The 15,282-nt window shown below is 55.4% G+C and carries 14 protein-coding genes; 12 read left to right on the plus strand and 2 right to left on the minus strand.

Going from position 1 to position 15,282, the window contains the following annotated elements:
* Positions 1-35: 35 nt before the first annotated feature.
* From anmK to pdxY, 5 genes are all read left to right on the plus strand, one after another.
* Positions 36-1,148, plus strand: a complete 1,113-nt coding sequence (gene anmK / locus FDP13_RS06975; RefSeq protein WP_027711780.1) for an anhydro-N-acetylmuramic acid kinase — start codon at positions 36-38, stop codon at positions 1,146-1,148.
* 106 nt (positions 1,149-1,254) lie between these two features.
* Positions 1,255-1,563 (plus strand): MliC family protein, encoded by a 309-nt coding sequence (locus FDP13_RS06980; protein ID WP_143839090.1) that lies wholly within the window; start codon positions 1,255-1,257, stop codon positions 1,561-1,563.
* Between the two features lie 114 nt (positions 1,564-1,677).
* Positions 1,678-2,376 (plus strand): pyridoxamine 5'-phosphate oxidase, encoded by a 699-nt coding sequence (gene pdxH / locus FDP13_RS06985; protein WP_012769448.1) that lies wholly within the window; start codon positions 1,678-1,680, stop codon positions 2,374-2,376.
* Positions 2,377-2,514: 138 nt separating this feature from the next.
* Complete coding sequence (gene tyrS, locus FDP13_RS06990) at positions 2,515-3,792, plus strand: tyrosine--tRNA ligase (protein WP_038927215.1); 1,278 nt, start codon at positions 2,515-2,517, stop codon at positions 3,790-3,792.
* A 213-nt stretch (positions 3,793-4,005) separates the two neighbouring features.
* A complete protein-coding gene (pdxY, locus tag FDP13_RS06995; protein WP_012769450.1) occupies positions 4,006-4,866 on the plus strand; it encodes a pyridoxal kinase PdxY in 861 nt (286 codons plus the stop codon).
* Positions 4,867-4,936: 70 nt separating this feature from the next.
* On the opposite strand, the gene gstA is transcribed toward pdxY, so the two are convergent.
* Positions 4,937-5,551: a glutathione transferase GstA gene (gene gstA / locus FDP13_RS07000; protein WP_012769451.1), complete on the minus strand. Its 615-nt coding sequence runs from the start codon at positions 5,549-5,551 to the stop codon at positions 4,937-4,939.
* Positions 5,552-5,998: 447 nt separating this feature from the next.
* Here gstA and acnA point away from each other — a divergent pair, with 447 nt between their 5' ends.
* Positions 5,999-8,692 carry an aconitate hydratase AcnA gene (gene acnA / locus FDP13_RS07005; protein WP_143839091.1) on the plus strand — a complete coding sequence of 898 codons (2,694 nt, stop codon included), beginning with the start codon at positions 5,999-6,001 and terminating at the stop codon, positions 8,690-8,692.
* A 185-nt stretch (positions 8,693-8,877) separates the two neighbouring features.
* Entirely contained in the window at positions 8,878-10,497 is a 1,620-nt protein-coding gene (locus FDP13_RS07010) for an ABC transporter substrate-binding protein (protein ID WP_033577347.1), read from the plus strand.
* 44 nt (positions 10,498-10,541) lie between these two features.
* On the opposite strand, the gene ribA is transcribed toward FDP13_RS07010, so the two are convergent.
* Positions 10,542-11,135, minus strand: a complete 594-nt coding sequence (gene ribA / locus FDP13_RS07015) for a GTP cyclohydrolase II (protein ID WP_012769454.1) — start codon at positions 11,133-11,135, stop codon at positions 10,542-10,544.
* A 253-nt stretch (positions 11,136-11,388) separates the two neighbouring features.
* Here ribA and pgpB point away from each other — a divergent pair, with 253 nt between their 5' ends.
* The 5 genes from pgpB (at position 11,389) to yciH (ending at position 15,137) form a co-directional block, all read left to right on the plus strand.
* Positions 11,389-12,162: a phosphatidylglycerophosphatase B gene (gene pgpB, locus FDP13_RS07020; protein WP_143839092.1), complete on the plus strand. Its 774-nt coding sequence runs from the start codon at positions 11,389-11,391 to the stop codon at positions 12,160-12,162.
* A gap of 246 nt (positions 12,163-12,408) precedes the next feature.
* Positions 12,409-12,717: a LapA family protein gene (locus tag FDP13_RS07025; RefSeq protein ID WP_012769456.1), complete on the plus strand. Its 309-nt coding sequence runs from the start codon at positions 12,409-12,411 to the stop codon at positions 12,715-12,717.
* 11 nt (positions 12,718-12,728) lie between these two features.
* Positions 12,729-13,898: a lipopolysaccharide assembly protein LapB gene (gene lapB, locus FDP13_RS07030; protein WP_012769457.1), complete on the plus strand. Its 1,170-nt coding sequence runs from the start codon at positions 12,729-12,731 to the stop codon at positions 13,896-13,898.
* 178 nt (positions 13,899-14,076) lie between these two features.
* Positions 14,077-14,811 (plus strand): orotidine-5'-phosphate decarboxylase, encoded by a 735-nt coding sequence (pyrF, locus tag FDP13_RS07035; RefSeq protein ID WP_012769458.1) that lies wholly within the window; start codon positions 14,077-14,079, stop codon positions 14,809-14,811.
* A complete protein-coding gene (gene yciH, locus FDP13_RS07040; protein ID WP_012769459.1) occupies positions 14,811-15,137 on the plus strand; it encodes a stress response translation initiation inhibitor YciH in 327 nt (108 codons plus the stop codon). Before pyrF ends, yciH begins: the two co-directional genes overlap by 1 nt.
* The last annotated feature ends 145 nt before the right edge of the window (positions 15,138-15,282 follow it).

Below are 15,282 nucleotides of genomic sequence, written 5' to 3' on the forward strand. Positions count from 1 at the left end.
AGACAGCCGGTCATTGACATAACAAAGGTAACCCCATGAGGTCTGGAAGATATATTGGCGTGATGTCCGGCACCAGTCTGGATGGTATTGATGTGGTGCTGGCCGCCATTGATGAGCACACCGTGGCGCAGCAAGCCAGTTATTGTCATCCGCTGCCGCCGGCGATTCGCCAGACGATACTGAGCATGAATCAGGGGCAGGCAGTGACGCTTTCCGAACTGGGGAAGCTTGATACCCGGCTCGGCGCGCTGTTTGCCGAGGCGGTACAAGCGCTGTTGCGTCAAACCGGGCTAAACGCCAGCGAGATCACCGCGATTGGCTGTCATGGGCAGACCGTCTGGCATGAGCCGGATGGCGATGCGCCTTGTACGATGCAGATTGGCGATTGTAATCGTATCGCCGCCGTCACCGGCATCACAACCGTCGGCGATTTCCGTCGCCGCGACATGGCGTTGGGTGGGCAAGGGGCGCCATTGGTGCCGGTATTTCATCATGCATTGTTGCAGCATCCGGTAGAGCGGCGGATCGTACTGAATATCGGCGGCATCGCCAATATTTCGGTGTTGGTGCCGGGGCGAGCGGTAAAAGGTTATGACACCGGGCCCGGCAATATGCTGCTGGATGCCTGGGTGTGGCGTAATCGGGCTCTGCCCTATGATAAAGATGCGGCCTGGGCGCTGACTGGTCAGGTAGATAACGCGTTATTGAGTCATCTTTTGTCCGACCCTTATTTCGGGTTGCCGGCGCCGAAAAGCACCGGGCGCGAATATTTCAATCTGGCGTGGCTGGAAAGGCAACTGGCGGCGTTTCCGCGTTTACGACCGGAAGATGTTCAAGCCACACTGGTGGCGTTGACGGCGGAAACCATCGCCGGACAAGTCTTGCTGACCGGTGGGTGTGAACGTGTGCTGGTCTGCGGCGGTGGGGCGCGTAATCCATTGCTGATGAGCCAACTATCGGCGCGTTTGCCCGGCATTGAAGTTTGCACGACCGATAATTTCGGTATCCGCGGCGATGATATGGAGGCGCTGGCATTCGCCTGGCTGGCTTTTCGCACCTTGTCCGGGCTGCCGGGTAATTTACCGTCGGTGACCGGCGCCAGCCATGAAACCATATTGGGGGCGATTTATCCGGCGATGCCGGTGTAATCGGATTTTGCCGAGAGGTCCGCCGGCGCTCTGTTGATAGACTTCTCCGTTATTGGATTTACTCGGGTGGGATACCCGGACCCGCGTATAACAGGAGAAGAATAGAATGAAATCATTGCTGATCACCGGTGTATTACTACTGCTAAGCGGCTGCGCCCAACTGATGCCGGCGGCGAAACCGCAAACCTTACACTACCGGTGCGGCACCATGCCGCTTACCGTTACGCTTAATCCCGGCCCGCAGGGTGACAGCGCGACGTTCCTGCTGGATGGCGAATCTCACACGTTGCCTCAGGTGCCCGCCGCATCAGGCACGCGCTACAGCGATGAGCGCTATGCTTTTTGGAGCAAGGGAAATCAGGCGTTTATCGTACGAGGCGATAGAATCATCGTTAATGACTGTGTGCTGCAGTGAATCGATTTCTATGTCGTTGCAGGTCTATGTCGTTGCAGGCGTTGAGATTTTGCCGGTGCGGGCGCAAAATGGGCCATTCCCTTTTCTCGCCCGAGTAGGCAACGGCAGGATTGCATGACCACCGAAAACGATAATGCCCGCAACAAGGTAGCGCTGGCGCCAGAACAAGCCGCAAGCGTCGATATCGCTGATTTGCGACGCGAATATACTCAAGGCGGCCTGCGCCGCCGGGATCTTACCGACAACCCGCTCGACTTGTTTGAGCGCTGGCTGAAGCAAGCCTGTGAAGCGCAACTGGCCGATCCTACCGCGATGTGTGTCGCAACGGTCGATGAGCAGGGGCAACCCTATCAGCGTATCGTGCTACTGAAACACTATGATGAAAAAGGCATGGTGTTCTATACCAATATGGGCAGCCGTAAAGCCCAACAGCTTGCCGTTAACGCCCGCATCAGTTTGTTGTTCCCCTGGCATATGCTGGAGCGGCAGGTCATCGTCCTGGGTAAGGCGGAAAAACTGCCGATGCTGGAGGTCATGAAATATTTCCACAGCCGTCCGCGCGACAGCCAGATCGGCGCCTGGGTTTCAAAGCAATCCAGCCGTATATCCGCCCGGAGTATGTTGGAAAGCAAATTCTTCGAAATGAAGCAGAAATTTCAGCAAGGCGAGATTCCGCTGCCGACCTTCTGGGGTGGGTTTCGCGTCACTGTCGAATCAATGGAGTTTTGGCAGGGTGGCGAACATCGTCTCCATGATCGCTTTATGTACCAGCGTGAGGGCGATGGCTGGACAATTGACCGGCTGGCGCCGTAAATCACCGCAATTTGTTGCGCTAAGCGCTGGCACTCCCGGTGTCGGCGCTTTATTCTATGTCACCCTGAATTTTTTCTTTCGCCAAAGCGGCGAAAAGTCGTGTACCGGCAAAGGTGCAGTCGTTTATACATGGAGACTTTGATGGCAAGCAATCTGATTCAACAATTGCAAGAGCGGGGCCTGGTGGCTCAGGTTACGGACGAGGGCGCGTTAGCAGAGCGACTGGCGCAGGGGCCAATTGCACTGTATTGCGGCTTCGACCCGACCGCCGACAGCTTGCATTTGGGACATCTGGTGCCGCTGCTGTGCCTGAAACGCTTTCAGATGGCCGGTCACAAACCGGTAGCGCTGGTCGGCGGCGCAACGGGATTGATTGGCGACCCAAGCTTCAAAGCTGCCGAGCGTAAGCTGAATACCGAAGATACGGTGCAGGAATGGGTAGAGAAAATCCGTCGTCAGGTCGCCCCTTTCCTGGATTTCGACTGTGGCGATAACAGCGCCGTGGCGGCCAATAACTACGACTGGTTCGGTTCCATGAACGTGCTGACGTTCCTGCGTGATATCGGCAAGCACTTCTCCGTCAACCAGATGATTAACAAAGAAGCGGTCAAACAGCGTCTGAATCGGGATGATGTGGGTATCTCTTTCACCGAGTTTTCCTATAACCTGTTGCAGGGCTATGATTTCGCCTCGCTGAATGCGCTGCATGGCGTGGAATTGCAGATCGGCGGTTCCGATCAATGGGGCAATATCACCTCTGGGATCGACCTGACCCGTCGTCTGCATCAAAAGCAGGTGTTCGGTTTGACGGTTCCGCTGATCACCAAGTCCGACGGCACCAAATTCGGTAAAACCGAGAGTGGTGCGGTATGGTTGGACCCGAAGAAGACCAGCCCGTACAAGTTCTATCAGTTCTGGATCAACACTGCCGACGCCGATGTCTACCGCTTCCTGAAGTTCTTCACCTTCCTTGACATCGATGTCATCAATGCGCTGGAAGAAGAGGACAAAAACAGTGGTGTAGCGCCGCGCGCTCAGTATGTACTGGCGGAAGAAGTGACCCGTCTGGTGCATGGCGAAGAAGGGCTGGTGGCGGCTAAACGCATCACCCAGAGCCTGTTTAACGGTAATCTGAGTGACCTGACCGAAGCCGATTTTGCCCAATTGGCGCAGGATGGCGTGCCGATGGTTGAGCTGGCGACCGGCGCGGATTTACAGCAGGCGCTGGTTGATTCCGAATTGCAGCCCTCGCGCGGGCAGGCACGCAAGACCATTGCATCCAACGCGATCACTATCAACGGTGAAAAACAGTCTGATCCGGAATACACCTTTACGGATGCTGATCGTTTGTTTGGCTGTTACACCTTGCTGCGTCGGGGCAAGAAAAACTATTGTCTGGTCTGCTGGAAAGACTGATGGACTTACCGAAGGGAGCGGAATGCTCCCTTCGTTTTTAGGCGCCTCCCCACAGAGGGGGTAGCCTGACAGGTTACACCAGGTAATACCGTATCAGCCATACCGTGGCGGACGGGATAACAGCATGACGCTGTTCGATAAGAAACGGTTTGATAACCCACAGTATATAAAGACAAATACATCGCATTTGAGCAGGCAAAGGTAGTCATTTTCATGAAAAACATACTGTCGATTCAGTCTCACGTGGTTTTCGGTCATGCCGGCAACAGCGCGGCGGAATTCCCCATGCGCCGGATGGGCGTCAATGTCTGGCCGCTGAATACCGTGCAATTCTCTAACCACACGCAATATGGGCAATGGACGGGCTGCGTTATGCCTGCTGAGCACCTGACGGAGATAGCTCAGGGCATCAGTAATATTGATCATCTGAAAGATTGCGACGCCGTGTTGAGTGGCTATATCGGTTCGCCGGAACAGGGCGGCCATATTCTGGAGGTGGTGCGCCGGGTGAAAGCGGCCAATCCGCGAGCCATTTATTTTTGTGACCCGGTGATGGGCACGCCGGAAAAAGGCTGCATTGTACCGGCGGGTGTGACCGATTTTCACTGCAACCAGTCATTGCAGGCGAGCGATATGATTGCGCCCAACCTGCCGGAGCTGGAACTGTTGAGCGGCCGCACGATTCACACGCTGGAAGAGGCGGTACAGGCCAGCCGCGAGCTGTGTCGGCGTGGGCCGAATCTGGTACTGGTCAAGCACCTGAGCCGCGCGGCTACGCGCCAGGATAGTTTTGAAATGCTGCTGGTTACCCCGGAAAGCGCCTGGCATATTCAGCGCCCGCTGGTAGATTTCGGCCCGCGCCAGCCGGTCGGTGTAGGCGACTTGACCAGTGGTTTATTGCTGGTGAACTTGCTGAAAGGGGCAACGCCGCCGCAAGCGCTGGAACACACGACGGCAGCGGTATATGACGTGATGCGGGTGACGAAAGAGATGGCGCAGTATGAACTGCAACTGGTGGCGGCGCAGGAGGGGATCGTGCAGCCACGTCACCATTTTCAGGCGGTTCGCCTTTAGTCTTCTTTGTCGCTACTAATACAATAACGGGGCATTGCGCCCCGTTGCTTTTCATCTGGCGTACGACATATCAGAATTTAACGTCAAGCCCTTCTGCCGTCAGTGCTTTCTCTACCGCCGGCCGCCCGGAAACACGCTCCAGATAAGCCGTCAACGCCGGGAACTGAATCAGATCGAACTTCATATCGTGCGCCCAGCGAGAAATGGTGAACAGGTAAGCATCCGCCACGCCAAACCGATTGCCCACCAGATAATCGTGCTCGCTCAGTACCTGATTCAGGTAACGGAAGCGCTGCTCCAGATAGCTTTTCAGCAAATCTTTGTAAAGCTCCGGCGTGCCGGGGCGGAACAGAGGAGAGAAGGATTTGTGCAGCTCGGTAGAGATATACGCCAGCCACTCAATGGCACGGTAATGATGAATAGTGCTGGATGGCGCGATCAGATTGTATTGCGGCGCTTTGTCGGCCAGATACAGGGCAATCGCAATGTTTTCAGTCAGGATGGTTCCATCATCCAGGGCTAGCGCAGGCACCATGCCTTTCGGGTTGATCTGCAAATAGTCACTTCCCTGTTCGGTTTTCTTGGTACGCAGGTCGACGTTCACCAAAGTGAACTTGGCCCGGGTTTCATGCAGGATGATGTGAGGAAATAGTGAGCAACTTCCCGGTTTGTAATAGAGTTTCATTCGCCATTCCTTCAGTAAACGTCTTTGCGGTGAATCGTAGTATCAGGTAATAATGTTAGCAACGGTAAGCGTTTTCACACGTTTGTGTGAATTCATATTGCTATAAATCAAATAATCAGGTTGTGCGCGGTATCGCAAGATAAGAGTACTGTGAAATCAACGCACTGCCGATGCCCACCTTTTTCCCGATATTCGTATCCTGAGATAAATCGTTTCCTTGCCTATTGTTATCGGTTGCAAAGTCGGAATGTTCACTCTGGCGTGTGGTTTTATCGGTGTGTTAAAAACGCGTTAACGATGGTTGTGTTATCTTTAACTGGGTGATGCCTGTCACTGTAAGGCGATGCAATGCGCATGGTTTTCAGGCGTCCGACAAATTCTGCAGCCATGTCCGCGTCGTATTCACTGACGTGAGTCCGCCGGGCAGTTGCCTGCCGGGGAGGAACCATGTCATCTCAACCCTATGGCGATGCTTGTCTCGCTACTCTTACGGTCCATAAGCGCACTTATCAATACTGGAGTTTGCCGCTGGCGGCCCAATGGCTGGGGAATCTTGATCGATTACCCAAATCGCTGAAGATTCTGTTGGAAAATCTGTTGCGCCATCTGGATGGCGACACGGTGCAGGATGCCGACCTGCAAGCGCTGGCGGGCTGGCAACGCGATGGTCACGCAGATCGCGAAATTACTTTTCATCCCGCCAGAGTGTTAATGCAGGATTTTACCGGTGTGCCGGCGGTGGTCGATCTGGCGGCGATGCGTGATGCGGTGCAGCGACTGGGCGGAAAGGTCAGCCGGGTGAACCCATTGACGCCGGTAGATCTGGTCATCGACCATTCGGTCACGGTGGATCATTTCGGCGATGAACGGGCGCTGGAAGAAAATACCCGCCTGGAAATGGTCCGTAATCATGAGCGTTACGCCTTCTTGCGCTGGGGGCAGAAAGCTTTTCGGCATTTTCGGGTGGTGCCGCCGGGCACGGGGATCTGCCATCAGGTCAATCTGGAGTATCTGGCGAAAGCGGTTTGGAGCAGCCAGCAAGATGATGTGTTGCTGGCTTACCCGGATACGCTGGTCGGTACCGATTCGCACACCACTATGATCAACGGACTCGGGGTTCTGGGGTGGGGCGTTGGTGGTATTGAAGCGGAAGCGGCGATGCTCGGGCAGCCGGTATCGATGCTGATCCCCGATGTCGTCGGCGTGCGGTTGAGTGGCCGATTGCGTGAAGGTATCACCGCGACCGATCTGGTGTTGACCATGACTCAGATGCTGCGCCAGCACGGCGTGGTGGGCAAATTTGTTGAGTTTTTCGGCGAGGGACTCGCCCATCTACCGCTGGCGGATCGCGCCACGCTGGCCAATATGGCGCCGGAGTATGGCGCGACCTGCGGCTTTTTCCCAATAGATGACATCACGCTGGATTACCTGCGGCTAACCAACCGTAGTGATGAACAGATCGCGCTGGTGGAAGCGTATTGCCGCGAGCAGGGATTGTGGCGTCATGCGGGGGATGAGCCACGTTTTAGCAGTGTGCTGGAGCTGGATATGGCGAGCGTTGAAGCCAGTCTGGCCGGTCCTAAACGTCCACAGGACCGGGTAACGCTGTCTGAGGTGCCGCGTGCGTTTAACGCCAGCCGGGAGCTGGAATTGACGATGGAAACCCGTGCAGCCAGCGTTGCCTCAACGGCGGAGAAAGACCCGGCGACGCCACTGGCGCCCGGCGCGGTGGTGATTGCCGCCATTACCTCTTGTACCAATACCTCGAACCCCAGCGTGCTGATTGCGGCGGGATTACTGGCGCGTAATGCCGTCGATCGCGGGTTGGAAATCAAACCCTGGGTGAAATCCTCGCTGGCGCCCGGATCGCGGGTCGTTTCAGACTATTTGGCGCTGGCCGGGTTGACTGAACCGCTGGCGCAACTGGGCTTCCATCTGGTGGGATACGGTTGCACTACCTGTATCGGTAACTCCGGGCCGCTGCCGGAGGCCATCGAAAGCGCGATTCGTGAGGATGATCTCACCGTGGCGGCAGTGTTATCCGGTAACCGTAACTTTGAAGGGCGCATCCATCCGCTGGTAAAAACCAACTGGCTGGCCTCGCCACCGCTGGTGGTGGCTTACGCGTTGGCTGGGAACATCGCGCTGGATCTGACTCGTGAGCCGTTGGGCGAGGACACACAGGGGCGGCCGGTCTATCTGCGTGATATCTGGCCGTCTGCCGATACGGTAGCGGATACGATGCAGACGGTGAATGCCGGCTTGTTCAGCAAAGCCTATGCGTCGGTGTTTGATGGCACGCCCGAATGGCAGGCGATCGAGGTGGATGAGGAACCGACCTACCGTTGGCCAGCCGATTCCACCTATATTCGACGTACGCCATTTTTCGACCTTATGCAGAAAACGCCTGCGCCGGTGCAGGATATCTGTGGCGCGCATATTCTGGCAATGTTGGGTGATTCGGTCACCACCGATCATATCTCGCCGGCAGGCAGTATCCGGCCTGATAGCCCGGCGGGCCGTTATCTGCAGGAGCACGGCGTGGAGCCGGCGGCGTTCAATGCTTACGGCGCGCGGCGCGGTAACCATGAGGTGATGATGCGCGGCACGTTTGCCAATGTACGCATCCGCAACGACATGGTACCGGACAAAGAGGGCGGCTTTACCCGCCATGTACCGTCGCAGTCGGTCACAACGATCTATGACGCGGCGGTACGCTACCGTGAACAGCACATACCGTTGGCGGTCATTGCCGGTAAGGAGTACGGCTCGGGTTCCAGCCGGGACTGGGCGGCAAAAGGCCCGCGCCTGCTGGGCGTACGGGTCGTGATTGCCGAGTCGTTTGAGCGTATTCACCGTTCCAACCTGATTGGCATGGGCATTTTGCCACTGGAATTTCTGAATGGCGAAAACCGCAAAACGCTGAATTTGACCGGTAACGAGCAGATTGAGATCCGTAATCTGTCCGATCTGACGCCGGGGGCGACGGTTGCGGTGACGCTTACCCGCCCGGATGGTGAGCCGTTGATCATCCAGACCCGCTGCCGCATTGATACCGGCACCGAGCTGACCTATTTTCGCCATGACGGCATCCTGCACTATGTTATCCGCCGTATGCTGGGTGATTCACAGCATGTCTGACGCTTGAACAGTCGGCGTCTTCCACTCGCTATCAGCCTCTAATCCGAGGCTGATTTTTTTTGCCATCGTGGCACCACCGTAGGAATTATGCCATGTTTCCTTGTGCTGATCGCACAGATGCAGTATTAGTGAATAATGGCTTAATGCCATGATCCATAAAATAAAATTATAGAGGAGCATATGGAATGACAATAGACAAGGGTTGGCTGGCATCCATCCTGGGTGCGTTGAGTTTTGCTGCGGTTTCGGTACAGGCGGCAGTGGTGCCTGCCGGTGTACAACTGGCGGATAAGCAGGAACTGGTGCGTGCCAACGGTTCCGAACCGGCATCGCTGGACCCGCACAAAGTGGAAAGTGATGTGGAAGGTAACCTCACCCACGATTTTTTCGAAAAACTGATATCGGTGCGTGATGACGGTACGGTAGTGCCCGGTTTAGCCGAACGCTGGGAAAATAAAGATAACCAGGTCTGGACGTTCCACTTGCGTCCGGGGTTGAAATGGTCTGACGGCAGCCCGATTACCGCAGATGATGTGGTGTTCAGTTGGCAGCGCCTGGTCGACCCGAAAACCCTGTCGCCGTACCAGACGTATGTCGGCAGTATGCATGTGCTGAATGCCGGCGACATTATCGCGGGTAAAAAAAGCCCGCAAGAGTTAGGCATCAAGGCGCTGGATAAACAGACGGTACAGGTCACGCTGGATCAGCCGTTGTCTTACTTCTTGCCGATGGTGGATCACTATGTGATGGTCACCGTTCCTAAAGCCGCGATTGAGAAATTAGGCGACAAGTGGACCCAAACCGCTAATTTTGTCGGCAGCGGGCCGTTTGTGCCGGTCGAATGGGTCGTCAATGAGCGTATTACCGCCAAGCGCAACACGAACTATTGGGATAATGCCCATACGGTGCTGAACAAAGTGACCTATTTGGTCATTGTTTCCAATACAGCAGAGGTGAATCGTTACAAAGCCGGGGAGGTGGATGCCACCTACACCATGCCCAACCAGTTGTTTAAATCGTTGCAACAGGAATTACCGAATGAAGTGAAGGTTTCACCGTTTCTCTCGACGTATATCTACCGCTTCAATACCCAGAAACCGCCGTTCAATGACCCGCGTGTAAGACGCGCGCTGGACCTGGCGCTGGATAAGGGGGTGATTGCCGATAAGGTCCTGGGGCAAGGGCAGGTCCCGGCGTATAACTATGTGCCGCGCGGTATGGCCGGTTATACCAGCAATCAGCCGGAATGGGCGAGCTGGACGCAGCAGCAGCGTAATGCCGAAGCGAAAAAGCTGCTGAAAGAAGCGGGCTTTGATGAGAGCCGCCCGCTGAAATTCCAGTTGCTGTACAACACCTCCGAATCGCATCAAAAGATCGCCATCGCCGCCGCCTCGATGTGGAAGCAGAATCTCGGCGTGGAAGCCACGTTGATGAATCAGGAGTGGAAAACCCTGCTGGATACCTCACGTATCGGTAACTTTGAGTTGGTGAGGGGGTCTTGGGGAGCCGACTATAACGAGCCGTCGACCTATTTTGATACCCTGCGCGCCAATGACAGTAATAACAGCGGCAAGTTTAATGACAAAGCCTACGACGACGTGCTGGACAAAGCGGTGAAAGCATCGTCGCTGGACGAGCGCAACGTGTTTTATCATCAGGCGGAGGCTATCCTGCAACAGCAGATGCCGCTGATCCCGATTTACTACTATGTGCGCAGCCAGATGGTGAAGCCGTATGTGGGCGGGTTTAAGCCGGATTTGAAAGGGGATTACTACAGTAAGGATATCTACATCATCAAACATTGATGACGACACGCCAGGCGGATGACGTCTGGCGTGTAATAATAGGGTTATTTGCTATCCAGCAGATGGCCCATTTTAGCGGCTTTGGTCGCCAGATAGTGTTCGTTTTTCGGGTTACGACCCACGATGAGCGGCACACGCTCTACGATATTGATTCCCGCTTCGGTCAGAATAGTGACCTTTTTCGGGTTGTTGGTGAGCAGGCGTATCGCTTCCACGTTCAATAATTTAAACATGTCGGCGCACAACGTGAAGTCGCGTTCGTCGGCGGCAAAGCCCAACTGATGATTAGCCTCGACCGTGTCGGCGCCTTGATCCTGCAAGGCATAGGCACGGATCTTGTTCAACAGGCCAATATTGCGTCCTTCCTGACGGTGATACAGCAATATGCCGCGTCCTTCTTCGGCAATGTGATTCAGCGCTGCTTCCAACTGAAAACCGCAATCACAGCGCAGGCTAAACAGTGCATCCCCGGTCAGACATTCTGAGTGTACTCTGGCCAGTACCGGTTCGGGACTGGAAATATCACCGTAAACCAACGCCAGGTGATCGCGCCCGGTCGCTGTTTCCTCGAATCCTACCATCAGGAAATCGCCCCACGGGGTGGGTAGTTTGGCTTCCGCCACCCGTTTTAGCTGCATGTTAATCTCCAACGCATAAATGATGAATTCCCGTTCCGGAGCGGAAGGGAATCACGTATCGACGATACCGGCCGCATCCCGACAGCGGGATGGTCAGCCGTCTCTCTGACCGGTGCTGAACGACTCGGGATAATCGTGGTGTCGTTGACATAACTGGCAGGTATTTTACGTCATACTGACAACCTATGCCCCCTTTTTTGATAAAATTGTGAAAATTTTGTTCTAATATCCTGCTGAATTATAGGGAGAAATAATGTACGACCTCGCCAGACGCACCCTGATTGGCACAATATCATTGATGGTGTTGCCCATACTGGTCTGGAGTATCGGATGGCAATGGCAACCGACCGTATCAGGGTGGTGGCTCAAACCCTTATTCTGGATGACGGAAACCGTGTCGGCACCCTGGGGAATATTGACGAGCCTGGTGTTATCGGCGTGGTTTTTATGGCTATTGCGTTTACCCGCCCGGCTGGCGCTGGTGCTGCTGACGATACTGTTTACCAGCGTAGTCGCGGGGCAGGGGATTAAATCGGCGATGAAAAACTGGACGCAAGAGCCCCGGCCGTTCGTCGTCTGGCTGGAGCAGGCACATCAGGTGGATGACCGTTATTTTTATTCGCTTCCTGTCGATGAGCGCGCCGGCTTGCTGGAGCAACAACTGCAGCAGGCGTCATCATTGCCGCAGTGGCAGCGCCGGCACTGGCAGGAACAGTCGGATTACGCTTTCCCATCCGGCCATGCCATGTTTGCCGTCACCTGGGCGCTGTTAGCGGTGGGATTATTGTGGACTCGCCGCCACTATATGACGGTGGTGGTAATCATATTATGGGCGAACAGTGTGATTGCCAGTCGCTTGTTGTTGGGGATGCATTGGCCACAAGATGTGGCGGCTGCGGCGGTGATCAGCGCCGGCGTGTCGCTGGTTGCCGTCTGGCTGGCGCACCGCTGGTGTGGCCCGCTTCGCGCTACCGGTACGCCGCAAAAGGCAACCGTCTATCGTCGTCCGGCCCATCCGGATGCCTGACGGGCGGGCGCAAATCCTATACCCGAACGAACGACCGCCACTGGCGATGATTATCACGGTGTTTCGCCAGATTTGCCTGTCGGAGCACCGCACGTTTCATCCTTAAGTGGGTGCGCCGCCAGCCGTTTTTCCCTCCGTGCGTCCCGTTAGCGTTTCCCCCCCGATGAGGAAATGTTAAGTTAATAGGGTTCACTGCCGAAATTTGGCATAATTCATCCGTTTAAGGCGATATCACAGGAAGCGAACGTGAAATATATGCTGATTTTTTTTCTGGTGCTGGCGGTATTCATCGTATCGATTACGCTGGGAGCGCATAACGATCAGATGATGACTTTCAACTATTTGCTGGCGCAGGGGGAATACCGGTTATCGACATTGCTGGCAACGTTGTTTGCCGCCGGTTTTGCACTCGGTTGGGTGATCTGCGGCCTGTTTTATCTGCGTCTGCGCATTGCGCTGGGGCGCGAACAACGTAAAATCAAACGTCTTGAGCAGCAACTGTCTGCCCCGGAGAGCGCCAGCGGTGCGACCTCCGCTGAGTCCGCTACCCACTAAGGAACACCCCCATGCTTGAACTGCTGTTTCTGTTGCTGCCGGTTGCCGCCGCCTATGGCTGGTATATGGGGCGCAGGGGTGCACAGCAGGACAAACAGGATGAAACCAACCGCCTGTCGCGCGACTATGTCGCCGGGGTGAACTTTCTGTTGTCTAACCAGCAGGATAAAGCCGTCGAGCTGTTTCTCGACATGCTGAAAGACGATAGCAATACCTTTGAAGCGCACCTGACCCTGGGCAACCTGTTTCGTTCGCGCGGCGAAGTGGATCGCGCTATCCGCATCCATCAGGCGCTTACCGAAAGCGCGTCACTCAGTTTTGAACAGCGCTTGCTGGCGGTGCAGCAACTGGGGCGCGACTACATGGTGGCCGGGCTGTACGATCGCGCGGAAGAGATTTTCAAACAATTGGTGGATGAAGAGGATTTTCGCGTCAGTGCGTTGCAGCAACTGTTGCAAATTCATCAATCTACCAGCGACTGGCCGAATGCCATCGATACCGCTGAAAAGCTGGTCAAGCTGGGCAAAACCCAGCTACGCAGTGAAATCGCCCATTTCTATTGTGAACAGGCGCTACAGGCGATGGGCAGCGATGATCTGGATAAGGCCGTGGCAATGTTGAAAAAAGCATCTGCGACGGATAGCCAATGCGCCCGCGTGTCTATCATGTTGGGGCGTATTTATATGGCGCAGCAGAATTATCCTCAGGCGGTTGCCATGCTGCAGCAAGTGCTTGATCAGGATACCGAGCTGGTCAGCGAAACCTTACCCCTGTTGCAGGAATGCTATCGTTACCTGCAGCAGCCGGAAGGATGGGCGGCGTTTCTTCGCCGTTGCGTGGAAGAGAAAAGTGGCTCCAGCGCGGATCTGATGATGGCGGATGTGCTGGAACAGTATGAGAGCACGGAGTCGGCGCAAACTTACGTTACGCGCCAATTACAGCGACACCCCACCATGCGGGTGTTCCATCGGCTGATTGATTACCACCTGCGTGAAGCGGAAGATGGCCGGGCTAAAGAAAGCCTGTTGGTGCTGCGTAATATGGTTGGCGAGCAGATTCAGGCTAAACCGCGTTATCGCTGTCATAAATGCGGTTTTACATCGCAGTCGCTCTACTGGCATTGTCCTTCCTGCCGTACCTGGGCCAGCGTCAAGCCGATTCGCGGGCTGGATGGGGAATAGTTCCGTCCGGGCTCGTTATCGGGAAGCTTTGTTTGTATTTTTAGTTACAACATGCTTGTTGGTGGGCAGGTCGCGTTCTGGTCAAGCGATGGCGCGGTTTGGCATTTACCGGCAGGGGCGGGTAGAATGCGCGGCGGAAATGATTAACTCACTCAGGCTTAACGACGGGAGCACATCAGTGAACGGCCCAACCCCCTCTTCCAATACCCTGGCTTCAGGCTCTCCGATTATTGTTGCGCTGGATTACGCTGAGCAGCGCGCAGCTTACGCATTTGTCGATCGCATTGACCCGAAGGACTGTCGGCTGAAAGTCGGCAAAGAGATGTTCACGCTGTTCGGGCCACAACTGGTTAACGATCTGCAACAGCGCGGTTTTGAGGTGTTCCTCGATCTTAAGTTTCATGATATTCCCAATACCACGGCCAGAGCCGTAGCCGCAGCGGCGGAACTGGGGGTATGGATGGTCAATGTACACGCCAGCGGCGGCGCCCGCATGATGACGGCAGCCCGTGACGCACTGGCGCCGTTTGGCAACGACGCGCCGTTACTGATAGCGGTGACGGTGCTGACCAGCATGGATGAGGCGGATCTTCAGGGGTTGGGGATTAGCCTGTCGCCGGCCGAGCAGGCGGAAAAACTGGCACGTTTGACGCAACAATGTGGTCTGGACGGCGTAGTCTGTTCCGCCCATGAAGCGCTGAGACTGAAGCAGGTGTGCGGCACAGACTTCCGGCTGATTACCCCAGGGATTCGCCCGGCAGGCAGCGACGCGGGCGATCAGCGTCGTATTATGACGCCGCAGCAGGCACAACAGGCCGGTGTGGATTATATGGTGATTGGCCGCCCTATTACCCAGTCAGCCGATCCGGCGCAGACGCTGAAAACGATCCTGGCGTCGCTGGGAGAGAAATAATGCGTGATGATAACAGTCGCCTGGTGTACTCCACTGAAACCGGGCGTGTCGACGAACCTGTACAGAAAGCCGCTCGCCCGAAGGGGGACGGTATTGTGCGTATTCAGCGTCAGACCAGTGGGCGAAAGGGCAAAGGCGTATGCCTGATTACGGGTGTCGATCTGGATGATGCAGCATTGGAGCGGCTTGCGGCAGAGCTGAAAAAGAAGTGCGGCTGCGGTGGTGCGTTAAAGGATGGCGTGATCGAAATTCAGGGCGACAAACGTGATCAACTCAAGCAGTTACTGGAAGCCAAAGGCATGAAGGTTAAGCTGGCCGGAGGCTAAGCCATATCACGCCGCGATAGGCGGTGGAAGCGTTGAAACAGAACAGGCTCCCTCGGGAGCCTGAGGCAGTTGACAAACAGCCGGGTTGTCTTGTGAACGGTGAAGTCTGCCTATTCAGTGAATGGTTTCGTGCGGGATAAACGGT

Source organism: Dickeya sp. ws52 (genome assembly GCF_007210685.1).
GTDB lineage: Bacteria > Pseudomonadota > Gammaproteobacteria > Enterobacterales > Enterobacteriaceae > Dickeya > Dickeya chrysanthemi.

Excerpts from the sequence above, each read along its gene's own strand:
- pdxY (WP_012769450.1), top strand. The coding sequence starts at position 4,006 with ATGAAAAACATACTGTCGATTCAGTCTCACGTGGTTTTCGGTCATGCC.
- anmK (WP_027711780.1), top strand. The coding sequence starts at position 36 with ATGAGGTCTGGAAGATATATTGGCGTGATGTCCGGCACCAGTCTGGAT.
- lapB (WP_012769457.1), top strand. The coding sequence starts at position 12,729 with ATGCTTGAACTGCTGTTTCTGTTGCTGCCGGTTGCCGCCGCCTATGGC.
- gstA (WP_012769451.1), bottom strand. The coding sequence starts at position 5,551 with ATGAAACTCTATTACAAACCGGGAAGTTGCTCACTATTTCCTCACATC.
- pdxH (WP_012769448.1), top strand. The coding sequence starts at position 1,678 with ATGACCACCGAAAACGATAATGCCCGCAACAAGGTAGCGCTGGCGCCA.
- FDP13_RS07010 (WP_033577347.1), top strand. The coding sequence starts at position 8,878 with ATGACAATAGACAAGGGTTGGCTGGCATCCATCCTGGGTGCGTTGAGT.
- FDP13_RS06980 (WP_143839090.1), top strand. The coding sequence starts at position 1,255 with ATGAAATCATTGCTGATCACCGGTGTATTACTACTGCTAAGCGGCTGC.
- ribA (WP_012769454.1), bottom strand. The coding sequence starts at position 11,135 with ATGCAGCTAAAACGGGTGGCGGAAGCCAAACTACCCACCCCGTGGGGC.
- pgpB (WP_143839092.1), top strand. The coding sequence starts at position 11,389 with ATGTACGACCTCGCCAGACGCACCCTGATTGGCACAATATCATTGATG.
- yciH (WP_012769459.1), top strand. The coding sequence starts at position 14,811 with ATGCGTGATGATAACAGTCGCCTGGTGTACTCCACTGAAACCGGGCGT.
- acnA (WP_143839091.1), top strand. The coding sequence starts at position 5,999 with ATGTCATCTCAACCCTATGGCGATGCTTGTCTCGCTACTCTTACGGTC.